The 10,689-nt window shown below is 63.2% G+C and carries 10 protein-coding genes and 1 pseudogene; 5 read left to right on the top strand and 6 right to left on the bottom strand.

Translation table 11 applies throughout. From position 1 onward, the window contains the following. Window positions 1–47: 47 nt before the first annotated feature. Entirely contained in the window at window positions 48–941 is an 894-nt protein-coding gene (locus CXQ89_RS16260) for a hypothetical protein (RefSeq protein ID WP_258060166.1), read from the top strand. Between the two features lie 12 nt (window positions 942–953). Here the strand turns inward: CXQ89_RS16260 and CXQ89_RS16265 are convergent, their stop codons facing one another. Beyond that, window positions 954–1,823, bottom strand: coding sequence for a LysR family transcriptional regulator ArgP (locus tag CXQ89_RS16265; protein WP_104162020.1), 870 nt, complete (start codon window positions 1,821–1,823; stop codon window positions 954–956). Window positions 1,824–1,892: 69 nt separating this feature from the next. Between CXQ89_RS16265 and CXQ89_RS16270 the strand changes: the two genes are divergently transcribed. After that, on the top strand, window positions 1,893–2,489 hold the full coding sequence (locus CXQ89_RS16270) for a LysE/ArgO family amino acid transporter (RefSeq protein ID WP_181032409.1): 597 nt from the start codon (window positions 1,893–1,895) through the stop codon (window positions 2,487–2,489). Window positions 2,490–2,617: 128 nt separating this feature from the next. Here CXQ89_RS16270 and CXQ89_RS18665 read toward each other — a convergent pair whose 3' ends face one another. The 4 genes from CXQ89_RS18665 to CXQ89_RS16290 are packed head-to-tail and all read right to left on the bottom strand — an operon-like array spanning window position 2,618 to window position 7,137. Continuing rightward, complete coding sequence (locus CXQ89_RS18665; RefSeq protein ID WP_219815629.1) at window positions 2,618–4,015, bottom strand: hypothetical protein; 1,398 nt, start codon at window positions 4,013–4,015, stop codon at window positions 2,618–2,620. Then, entirely contained in the window at window positions 4,012–4,911 is a 900-nt protein-coding gene (locus CXQ89_RS16280) for an ABC transporter ATP-binding protein (RefSeq protein ID WP_219815630.1), read from the bottom strand. Before CXQ89_RS16280 ends, CXQ89_RS18665 begins: the two co-directional genes overlap by 4 nt. Beyond that, window positions 4,908–6,023 (bottom strand): iron ABC transporter permease, encoded by a 1,116-nt coding sequence (locus CXQ89_RS16285; RefSeq protein WP_104162021.1) that lies wholly within the window; start codon window positions 6,021–6,023, stop codon window positions 4,908–4,910. Before CXQ89_RS16285 ends, CXQ89_RS16280 begins: the two co-directional genes overlap by 4 nt. Continuing rightward, the gene (locus CXQ89_RS16290) at window positions 6,004–7,137 is read right to left on the bottom strand and encodes an ABC transporter substrate-binding protein (RefSeq protein WP_104162022.1); all 1,134 of its coding nucleotides are present in this window, start codon (window positions 7,135–7,137) and stop codon (window positions 6,004–6,006) included. The genes CXQ89_RS16285 and CXQ89_RS16290 overlap by 20 nt, the downstream gene beginning before the upstream one ends. Before the next feature lie 314 nt (window positions 7,138–7,451). Between CXQ89_RS16290 and CXQ89_RS16295 the strand changes: the two genes are divergently transcribed. Further along, complete coding sequence (locus CXQ89_RS16295; protein ID WP_104162023.1) at window positions 7,452–8,483, top strand: isopenicillin N synthase family oxygenase; 1,032 nt, start codon at window positions 7,452–7,454, stop codon at window positions 8,481–8,483. A gap of 105 nt (window positions 8,484–8,588) precedes the next feature. Here the strand turns inward: CXQ89_RS16295 and CXQ89_RS18230 are convergent, their stop codons facing one another. Beyond that, a complete protein-coding gene (locus tag CXQ89_RS18230; RefSeq protein WP_146067281.1) occupies window positions 8,589–9,575 on the bottom strand; it encodes a hypothetical protein in 987 nt (328 codons plus the stop codon). A 104-nt stretch (window positions 9,576–9,679) separates the two neighbouring features. On the opposite strand from CXQ89_RS18230, the gene CXQ89_RS16300 reads away from it, so the two are divergent. Then, on the top strand, window positions 9,680–10,486 hold the full coding sequence (locus tag CXQ89_RS16300; RefSeq protein WP_104162024.1) for a hypothetical protein: 807 nt from the start codon (window positions 9,680–9,682) through the stop codon (window positions 10,484–10,486). A 49-nt stretch (window positions 10,487–10,535) separates the two neighbouring features. After that, window positions 10,536–10,685, top strand: a pseudogene (locus tag CXQ89_RS16305) (isopenicillin N synthase family oxygenase); the annotation flags it as partial. Between the last annotated feature and the right edge of the window lie 4 nt (window positions 10,686–10,689).

The following is a 10,689-nucleotide window of genomic DNA, read 5'->3' on the forward strand; positions in this document are numbered from 1 at the left end:
GGCAGCGGGCATTTTTCCGGGACCTGGCCCGGTGGAATACTGGCACAGTGACTTTCTCCCGATTTGGACTCCTGCTCGACGTCGACGGCCCGGTGGCCAGCCCTGTGACCCGATCCGTGCCCGCTGGGATTATTGCGGATCTCGTGGAGCTTGCAACCGCCGGATGGCCTGTCATCTTCAATACCGGCCGGTCCGATGCCTTCATCCGCGAGCAGGTGATGGCGCCGATGATCGCCGCGGGCCTTCCGGCTGACACCACTGTGCATGCCGTCTGTGAAAAGGGTGCTGTCTGGTTCTCCTTCACCGGTTCCGGCCCCGGTGATCCGCAGGTTGATTCCGCGCTGGCCCTCCCCGGCAACTATGCCGACGCCGTCCGGCAGCTGGTGGCAGCCAAGTACAGCGGGCACATGTTCTACGACGAAACGAAACGGGCCATGGTGTCCGTGGAGCAGCACGTGGACGTGGCCAACGCCGATTACCTGGCCGAGCAGCAGCAGTTCGACGCCGATGCCCTGGCCTTGATGGAGAAGTTCGACCTCGGAGTGTGCCGGCTGGAACACCACGCTCCCGACAGCGACGATTCCATTGACTACCGCATCGATCCCACGATCATTTCCACCGATATAGAAGCGCTGGGCGTCGGCAAGGACCTCGGTGCCCGCCGCGCTCTCTCACTTCTGGAGTCAGCCGGCACGGAGATTCCCCACATTTGGCGCACGGTCGGGGATTCCCGCACGGATTACGCGATGGCGGATGAGCTGCACGCGCTGGGTTACGACGTTGCGCACGTGGACGTCCGCCCGGCCGACGGCGTTCCGGCCAAACCGTATCCGGTGCTCACCGCGGGCGACCGCATCCATGAAGACGCCGGCGGTGCCTACTTTGCGCGCTGGGCTTCCATGGCTGCGGGCCGGGCAGCCGGCGACGACGGCGTGAGCTAATTTTCAGGTGGGCTAGTCGCGCAGCTGACGGGCTGCCCGGCGGACCGCTGCTGTGAGCCGGTCAAGGCGCTTGGACTGAAGCCCCCAGTACTGCCAGTACAGAACGACGTCGTGGTGTGCCCGGGCATCGAGCAGTACCAGCGTGCCGTCGTCAAAGTCCGAATCCACCTGCAGTTCCGGCACCATCCCCCAGCCCAGCCCGGCGCGTATGGCGGCTACGAAAGCCTCCGACGAGGGGACGGTGTGCATCGGAGGTTTGCCGGAGGTGCTCCGGGAGGCCAGGAAACCGCGCTGCAGGTCATCCTTGGCGTTGAACTGCAGCACCGGCATGGCGTCCCAGTCCGGGCCGCCTGCCCCGGCAAACCGGTCCCGCAGCCCGGGAGCGGCGGCAGGGACGTAACGCATTGCTCCCAGCCGGATCGCCCGGCAGCCGTTCGCCGGAGACCGGTCCGATGTCACCGCCCCCATCACGTCACCCTGCCGCAGCAGCCGGCTGCTGTAATCCTGGTCTTCAACGTGCAGGTCAAGGGTGGTGTCCGCCCAGTTAGCGGCTTCCGCGAGCACGGGCAGGAACCACGTGGCCAGGGAATCGGCGTTCACGGCCAACCGCGTAGCGGCCAGTCCCGGTGCCTGGGACCCCAGGGCCTCCCGGGCCTCGGCCTCCAGCAGCTGCATCTGCCGGGCCATCCGCAGCAGGACGGCTCCGGGTTCCGTGGGACTGCACGGCACGCCGCGGCGGATCATGATCTGGCCTTCCGCGTTTTCCAGCGCCTTGATCCGCTGGCTTACCGCTGACGGGCTGATGTGCAGCCGGTCTGCCGCCGCTTCGAAAGTACCCTCGTCCACAACGGCGGCCAGTGCCCTCAGATGCTCAAAGTTCATGAAGCAAAGCTAATGCATCCTGAAAATCATTCGTTGGATTGAATCCGTGCCGCTGGCTACGGTGAACACATGTTAAGCATCGCGGCAACCGGCATGGTCACCGGTCTGGGACTCATCATGGCTATCGGAGCCCAGAACGCTTTTGTGCTGCGGCAGGGTCTGCGCCGCGAGCACATCTCGGTGGTGGTGATGCTGTGCATCATCAGTGACGTGTTGCTGATATTCGGAGGCACCGCGGGGATCGGCGCGCTGGTGGCCCGCTTTCCCGCCGCCCTTGAAATTCTCCGTTGGGGCGGGGCCGCCTACTTGGCCTGGTGGGGTATCCGATCGCTGGTCTCTGCCCTGCGCCCCGCTGCCCTGACCGCCCAGGCGCCGCGCGCCAAAGGAACCGTCATCCTGACCACCCTTGCGCTGACCTTCCTGAATCCGCATGTTTATCTGGACACCGTGGTGCTGCTGGGCAGCCTGGCGAACCAGCACGGGCCGGACGCCCGCTGGGTTTTTGCGGCCGGTGCCGCCGTCGGCAGTTGTCTCTGGTTCGCTGCGCTGGGTTACGGCGCCCGCTCGCTGTCCCGCGTGCTGAACCGGCCCCGGACCTGGCAGATACTGGACCTGCTCATCGGCATCGTGATGCTGGTTCTGGCCGTCCGGCTAGCTCTGGGCTGACCCTCATTCTGGATTTTGGGAAATCCCCGCCGTTTTGGGAAATCCCTGCCGGTTTAAAACGGCAGGGATTTCCCAAAGTGGAGGGAAAATCCCAAAGTGGTCGATTTACCGCCGGCGGGGACGAACGCTTAGCTGCTCGGAACGTGCGTGGCCGTCACCCAGCGCAGCAGGGAGTACAGCAGCTGCGAAGCGCCGGGCATGAACCCCGAACCGTGGTGATAGACCGGATCCATAGTGGTCACCAGCAGACGGGCCGGCTGGTTCACCTCGTCCACGTATAGCAGGGCTCCGGAGTCGGTGCCGCCCTCCTCCATGACCACCAAAGAGCGGGCACCGGCGGGCGGATGCAGCAGTCCGTGATGATGCCAGGACACTGCCCGCGGCGTGAAGTATTCCCACATCGGGTCCTCGGGCAGCCGCAGCCGCGTGCCGTTGTCCTCGCCGGTGCGCCAGGTCCAGAACACGGTGGGCCGGAAGGTGTAGCCGACGCCGGGCAGCCACTGTTCCACCTTGTTCTCACCGAGCACGATCACGGTCTTGGCAGGGTCCTGCAGTGCGGCGCGAACTGCCGGGGCAAATCGGGCAAGCTGGCCCTGGTGCAGGCGGTCCCCCACGATGATCACGTCCAGGCCGGCAAGCGCTGAGGGATCAGCTTCAGGCAGGTACACGGATTCAATCCGATAGGGGGCCAGGGCGGGATCGGCGAGCGTGCGCAGCGCCGGGAACGTGCCGCAGTGCAGCAGCCCGATCCGCGGGGCGGCGCCGGGTGCCGGTTCTCGGCGTCCGACGGCGACGGATTGGCCGGCGGACGGCGGCGGCGGAACTGCGGCAACCGAGTTCCGTTCGGCGGTTTCCGGTCCGGCCAGCTTCTTGCCGGGAGTCCGGGTTCCGCCCTCCAGCCAGTGCACCAGGTTGGGGCCGATCTCTCCGATCGAGTACCTGTCATCGCTGAAGCTCTCCAGATCATTGCCGCCGTGGACCAGCACCTCACCCTCGCCCAACCGGTAGCTGTAGTCCAGCGGCAGCGAATACTGGCCGATGCCCGTGACAACGCTGGCACCTTCGGGCAGGTCCAGATGGTAGCCGCGGCCGTAGAAGCCGGCGACGCCGATCTCTTCCAGCTTCTCGTAGCTGTGTGTTCCGGGCACACCCGTGCGGTAGTGCAGGTCCCGATAGTCGACGCCGTGCCAGACCGGATGGGCGGTGACCGAATGCGGACGGACGTCCTGTGCGCCGCGGAATTCGAGTTTTCGCCAGACCGCCAGTCCGTCAATGAAGGGCTTCACCACTTGGCCGTTGACCAGCACCCGGCCGCCGGAGCGGACAAAACCACTCAGTGCCTCGCGGTGCCGGCACAGCAGCAGGTGGTCAGCACTCCCGCCGATCACCAGTGCGTCCGCGGACAGGATCCGGGCGCGGGCGGCGTCGTCGTCCAAGTCGTACGCGTCAACGTCTTCGAGTGCGCCGCGCCAGGAAGGGTCGTTCTGGCCGCGCATCGGCGTACCGCCGATCAGCCGGAAAATCACGGGAGGTCCTTTCGAAGGGGGATGGATGTGAGGGGCGCGGAGCCGAAGGGCAGTGCGCAGTCCTTGCGGCAGGAAGGGCCGAAATCCGGCACCGCGATCACCCGGTTGCCCGACTCGGTGCCCACAGTTGGGGTGCAGATGGGGAGTCCGTAGACCGCCGAGAGTGCGGAGCTGGTCAGCATTTCGTCAGTGGGTCCCCAGCGGGTGTCGTCGCTGCCGACAAACAGCAGCGCGTTGCGCGAAACATGCAGGGCGTGGTCCGGATGGTGGGTGGTCATGATGACACCCATCCCGTCCGCCGCAAGTCCCGCGAGGACACCGAGCACGCGCGACTGATTGTGCAGGTCCAGTGCCGAGGCGGGCTCATCCAGGACAAGCAGCTCGGAGCCGGAGGCCACGGCCCGCGCGATCAGGACCAGCTGCCGCTGGCCGCCGGACAGCTCGGCGTAGGAGCGGTTGGCCCAGCCGGCCACACCCACCCGTTCCATGGCCGCGTCGGCAGCGTCGTGGTCCTCCCGGCGGGGGCTCTGATACGCGCGCAGGTGGCGGCTGCGGCCCATGAGCACCATCTCGGCCACGGTGTAGGACGTACCGCCGGCGCCGTGGTCCTGCGGAACATAGCCCACGGCAGCCGCGGTGGTGACCTGCCCCTCCCGCGGGGCAAGCAGGCCTGACAGGCATTTGAGCAGTGTGGTTTTGCCGCGTGCGTTGGGCCCGAGGATGGACAGGATTTCCCCGCGCTCCAGGGTGAAGCCGAGGTTTCGGAACAGCCAGGGCCGCACCCGGGAGTAGCGGAAACCCAGCCCGGAAACCTGCATCAGGGTGGCCTCCGATGCGGCAGCCGCCAGGGAGGAAGCCGCGGCGGAGCCGGAATCCAGGATAGGAAGGGTGGTCATTGCATCTCGCCTTTTTTCTGGGAACGGGCCAGCAGCCACACGAACACCGGGGCGCCGATAACGGCGGTCAGGATGCCCAGGGGCAGTTCGCTGCTGGTGAGGGAGCGGCTGAGGGTATCAATGAGCATCAGATAGGTGCCGCCGAGCAGCAGCGACGCGGGCAGCAGCACACGGTGGTCCGGGCCAACCCAGAGCCGGGCCAGGTGCGGAACCACCAGGCCCACCCAGCCGACGGCGCCGGCCACGGCCACGGTCCCGGCGGTCATCAGGGCCACGGCGCACAGCAGCACCACGCGGGAGCGGTGCGGATTAACGCCCAGGGCAGCGGCGTCGTCGTCGCCCAGCGAGAGCACGTTCAGCCGCCAGCGCATAGCCAGGACCACGGCCGCGCCGAGGGCAACCGGGATCAGCGCGGTCAGCACCTTGTCATACCCGGCGGCGGCGATGGACCCCAGCAGCCAGTGCACAATCGACGGCAGCTCGGAATACGGGTCCGCTGTGTACGTGATGAAGGAGACCAGGGCGTTGAAGAACGCCGCCACCACAATGCCGCCGAGCACGATCATCAGCATGGGTCCGCCGCTGCCGCCCAGCCGGCCCAGCAGGAGCACGACGGCGAGGGCGGCCAGTCCAAAGCCGAATGCTCCGCCCACCATCGCACCGCCGGACAGGCCCAGGGTCAGCACCAGCACGCCGCCGAAGGATGCGCCGGCCGTGACGCCGATGATGTCCGGGCTGACCAGCGGATTGCGGAACAGTGCCTGCAGGCAGGCACCGCCCAGGGAAAGGGCTCCGCCCACGAGGAAGGCCAGCAGGACCCGCGGCAGGCGCACATCCAGCACCACCGTGGCTTCCTGCTCGGTCCAGGTCCGGCGCACGGCGCCCTCACCGCCGCCGGCCCCTAAGAGTGCAGTGGCTTCGTTGGCTAGGATGCGCAGGATTTCGTTCGGCGGAACCCAGTACCGGCCGGCCGCCATCGAAATCAGCGCGACCGCACACAGGAGCAGGACGCACAGCAGCAGCGGCACCCGGTGGCTGCGCGCTGGCGGGCGGGGAGCTGTCGCCGTCGCCGTCGTCGTCGTCGTGCCGGGCTTAACCGCGGAAGACGTCATAGCCGGCGCTTTCCCTGTTGAGTTCCATCCGGAGAGCGGCATCAATCTGGGCTTCGGACATCTCGTAGTTGTACAGGTAGGCAATTTTCTCGGCCATGGCGGCGCGCAGCGTGTGGCCGGTGAGTTGCGGATGGTAGAGCTCGGCGGCCCACTGCCACATCAGCGGAGACTCGGCGCAGGGAACTTCCCAGCGGTAGCCTCCCAGCGGCGCCTTGTACACACGGCGGTTGCGGACCGCGGAAACGGAGGCCAGGGACTTGTCGGCGTAAACCTCTGCGGGGGTGCGGGCGTCGAAACCGCCCAGCGTAATGACCTCCGGATCCCAGGTGATGAGCTGTTCGGCGCTGACCACGTTCTCCGCGGAAATGTTGTCCGCTGCCATGTTCCGCCCGCCGGCCAGTTCCATCCAGTAGTGCATGTAGGAGGACTTGTTGGAGGCCGAATAGCCGTCACCGGACTGGCCCAGGTGGACCACGCGCACCGGAGTCAACACGCCGGAGAGTTCCTTCTTCAGCCGGGCGATCTCGGCATGCATCCAGTCCACAATTTCGGTGCCGCGCTCCTGCTTGCCCAGGATGGTGGAGAACAGCTGCACCCAGGTTTCCAGGTATTCCTGTGTGCCGTAGAGCAGGCAGACGGTCTTGAAGCCCGCGTTTTCCAGCGGTTCCACCAGTCCGTCGCCCTGGTCCGCCCACTGGAACACGACGTCGGGCTCCAGATTGGTGATGGTCTCAATGTTGGGCGTGAAGCTCGACGGCGAAATGGTGGTGGTGCTCTTGGACTCGGGGTACATCTCACCGAACAGGCCCTGCTTGTTGGCCTGGAGGGTGGATTCGTTGATGCCCACAATGCGGCCGTAGCCGCCGTCCACCGCGGCGAGCATGGACGGCGAGGGAATCACAGTGGTTGCGATGCGCTGCACCGGCGCGTCGAAGGACACCTCGACGCCGCGCATGTCGGTGACGGTGAAGCCGCCGGAACCCGCCGCGTTTCCGGCTGCCGCAACGGTTTCACGGGAGGAGCAGGCACCGAGGGCAAGGGCAAGAAGACCCAGACCGGCACCGCCGAGAACATGGCGGCGGGAGGTTCCGCGGGGAGGGTGGGAGGCGCTCAACAACGTTCCTATCGGGGTTGGTAGGTAAGGCTTACCTAAAGACTGATGTGTATATCAGACCATATGGAACGGATTAGCGCACATTTATGTGTACTAATTATTCGACGGCGCCCCGCGCGGATACAATCACTCATCCCGGCACGAATCCCCATCCGCCGCCGGGCCGGTCTAACCCCTGATCGTGTCGCCACAAGACGCCGTATTACGCACCCGTCCACAGTGGGCGGAATAAAAGTGCAGGTCAGCGCGGGACAAGATGGCGCCGTCGTAACATTTGCTACTTACTTGACAGCGGCCGGTGGTAGCTTCGCTCTATGACTGAGATCCCCACCTCGATTCCCGTCCTGGACCTGAGCACCGCCCGTAATGCCGACGGTTCCTTCAACCCCGAGTTCATTGCACAGCTGCGTGATGCCACGCACCGCATCGGCTTCTTCCAGCTGGTGGGCTACGGCGCAGGCGAAGCCAAGGTGGACGATCTGTTTGACGTCACGAAGCGCTTCTTTGATTTGCCGCTGGAAAACCGGCTGGAGCTGGATAACCGGAAGTCTCCGCACTTCCGCGGGTACACCAGGCTGGGCACCGAGCTGACGCAGGGACGTCCGGATGCCCGCGAGCAGGTGGACTTCGGCCCGGAGCGCGAGCCCGTGGCGGATTATCCGAAAGATCAGCCGTTTTGGCTGGTTCAGGGTCCCAACCTGTTCCCCGATGAGGTGCTGCCCGAGCTGCGGCAGAAGTCGATGGAGTGGGGCGAGCTGATGTCGGAAGTGGGCGCCGAGCTGCTCAGCGCCATTTCCGTCTCGCTGGATCTGCCCGAAGACCACTTCGCCGAGCCCTTCGAAGGAACTCCCGCGTGGATGGCCAAGCTCATCCACTACGTGGGTGGCGTGGTCAAGGAAGCAGGCACCCAGGGCGTCGGGTCGCACGCCGACTATGGCTTCGTGACCCTGCTGCTGCAGGATTCGGTGGGCGGCCTGGAGGTTCGTCCGCATGAATCGGATACGTGGATTCCGGTGGAGCCGATCCCGGGTGCGCTGGTGGTCAACCTGGGCGAGATGCTCGAGGTTGCCACGCAGGGCTACCTTTCCGCCACCATTCACCGGGTCACCGCACCGGCTCCCGGCGTGGACCGCTACGCCATTCCGTTCTTCTGGTCCCCGCGCCTGGACGCCGTCATTGACTCGGTGGAACTTCCCGCCGAGCTGGCGGCACAGTCCCGCGGCATCTCCGATGATCCGGCAAACCCCATGCTGGCGTCCTACGGCTCCAATGTCCTCAAGGGCTGGCTGCGCGCCCATCCGCAGGTTGCCCAGCTGCATCACCCGGAGCTGGTTTCCGCCAAGTAACGCGGCCTGTGGCCGTCTCCCCGCTTCCTATAAGCCGAGGAAATCGTCCACCACATCGAGGGGGTTGTGCCGTTGTATTACGCATGTCCCCTTGGGCTAGGAATGTCAGCTCAGAATTAATCGGACTACCCACTGGGCGATGTTCGGCTGAGCATAACCAAAGACTATTGTCTTACCGTTTGCACTTTCCACTACACAGATTCGCACGATGTCATCGGAAGGCGGGAAAACTACGTTGCCACTGGCATCGGTTTGCTTGAAAAGACTCTTTGCTGATGCTGGCATCTCATACGAGTTCAATAGCCCATAGCAACGACTCAACTCCAAAGGCCCATAGGAGACTTGCTTTAAGAGCAGTGAATATGTCTTTTCGTCATTTATATGTCTTATTGCCGTCGCTTCATCACCATCGTTCACCGCCGCCAAGAGCGCCAACATGGATTGCTCTTCATTTTTAATGTCAATGTCGCCTGCTGTTAGATTTGGCCCATCCACGGTGAAAGTCGATGAGGCCAGAATTGTTCCGCAGCATGCATGATCCCCTTTCGCCTCAGTTGTCCACGAAGCAGAGACTCTCTCATTCTCTACACTCAGCGAATTGAGGGCCTCACGGCTCCCGCCGGTCACCGAATCCAAGGTAATATGCCCGATAAGCTCAGCTGACTGGTTGTAGGCGAGGATGGTGTCTGGCCAAGACACTCCACCCTTATTGCAGCCGACAGCCAGAACCGCTGCTATGACATCAGTTTGCAAGAGGGGTCTCTGCGGCGTCGCCCACATGATTTGCCCCGCCGGATACCTTCTGACGTATGTGTCCCCCAATCTTGAGGCATCTTGAGGCAATGCTCCCTCAACCAACCTTCCTGCTGGATGACCACATAGTGAGGGAACTTCTGCTGTTAGGGGATCGAGTTCCATGGGACTCACGTCGGACGGCACTGGCGTTTCAGCGGGAGCTTCAGTCTCAGACTGAAGCTCCGCGGGCGTTTCTGGGGCAAGTATCACCCGCCCAAAAGTGCCCGAAAATATCAGCAATCCGGCTACAAAGAAAATACCGAAAATTAGCAATGGGTACTTCAGCTTCGCCATCATGGGGCTCAAGCTACTCGGTTCCGCTCAGACTGCAACAGAAAAATCTAATCTTCCTGGTGAGACCGATCGGCGAGTGAGCTACCTTTGACCCATCACCGGCGTGCATGGAGAAGAGGATCCTCATGTTTTCCGCTAAGAAACGAAAGCTCGAACAAGAGAATCAGTTGCTCAGAGGCCGTTTGGACAGTCTGTACACGCCGGGATTCGAGGCCAAGACCTACAGAGTTAGCGTCTTGAACGTTCTCGTCATGGCTGCAGCCGGCCTTCTAACTGCCGCCGCGACCGTCTTTGGCCCTGCTATGTTGCGCGAAGATAAGGCTATGTTGCGCGAAGATAAGCTGGGCATTGCTACCAGTTGGGATTTCTCTCAGTACGTTGGCGTTACCTCCGACACCATGCCCAGAGCCGGTCATGACTACGACCCCGAAAACTTCAAGGATCCCGACCTGGAGGCGTTCCACGAGGGAGTCCTGTTGATATCGCTAACTGCCCAAAAGGATCGCAATTACGTTTTCACTGACATTAGGGTAGAGCCCACGGAGTCTGATCTCCCAGAACCACAGTGGTACTTCATCCCTCCCCCGTCTGCGGGTTCCGGGCCATCCACAAATAATGTGGAATTATCCCTTGCCTTGGACACACAGTCTTGGAGTAATCTGGATCCTTCCGTCGAACTACAGCCCGGAATCAAGTTCCATCCGTTTAGTTTGACCTCAGAAAGTCCTGCAACCGTGAGAATCTGGGTTAGCGGAACCAAAAGTTCTACTTTCTCGATTATTGTTTCATATCAAACCGGAGGCGACAATGACATTATAGAGAAGACAGTTGGTGAATTCATTATTTACGGCGATGACGAGTCAACTCCACACTTTACGACGGAACAATCCAAATACATTGAGATGACCAAATAGGTGGGAGGATCTGGCGTAGTTACCTCCCATTGACAACCATGCCAAATGCGCCGAGCTGGCGGCACAGTCCCGCGGCATCTCCGATGATCCGGAAAACCCCATGCTGGCGTCCTACGGCTCCAATGTCCTCAAGGGCTGGCTGCGCGCCCATCCGCAGGTTGCCCAGCTGCATCACCCGGAGCTGGTTTCCGCCAAGTAACGCG

It is taken from the genome of Arthrobacter sp. ZGTC212 (assembly GCF_002929255.1).
Classification (GTDB): domain Bacteria; phylum Actinomycetota; class Actinomycetes; order Actinomycetales; family Micrococcaceae; genus Arthrobacter_B; species Arthrobacter_B sunyaminii.

Coding starts and splice junctions, on each gene's coding strand:
- CXQ89_RS16265 (WP_104162020.1), bottom strand. CDS start 1,823: ATGAACTTTGAGCATCTGAGGGCACTGGCCGCCGTTGTGGACGAGGGT.
- CXQ89_RS16280 (WP_219815630.1), bottom strand. CDS start 4,911: ATGACCACCCTTCCTATCCTGGATTCCGGCTCCGCCGCGGCTTCCTCC.
- CXQ89_RS16270 (WP_181032409.1), top strand. CDS start 1,893: ATGTTAAGCATCGCGGCAACCGGCATGGTCACCGGTCTGGGACTCATC.
- CXQ89_RS16285 (WP_104162021.1), bottom strand. CDS start 6,023: ATGACGTCTTCCGCGGTTAAGCCCGGCACGACGACGACGACGGCGACG.
- CXQ89_RS16300 (WP_104162024.1), top strand. CDS start 9,680: ATGGAGAAGAGGATCCTCATGTTTTCCGCTAAGAAACGAAAGCTCGAA.
- CXQ89_RS18230 (WP_146067281.1), bottom strand. CDS start 9,575: ATGATGGCGAAGCTGAAGTACCCATTGCTAATTTTCGGTATTTTCTTT.
- CXQ89_RS16295 (WP_104162023.1), top strand. CDS start 7,452: ATGACTGAGATCCCCACCTCGATTCCCGTCCTGGACCTGAGCACCGCC.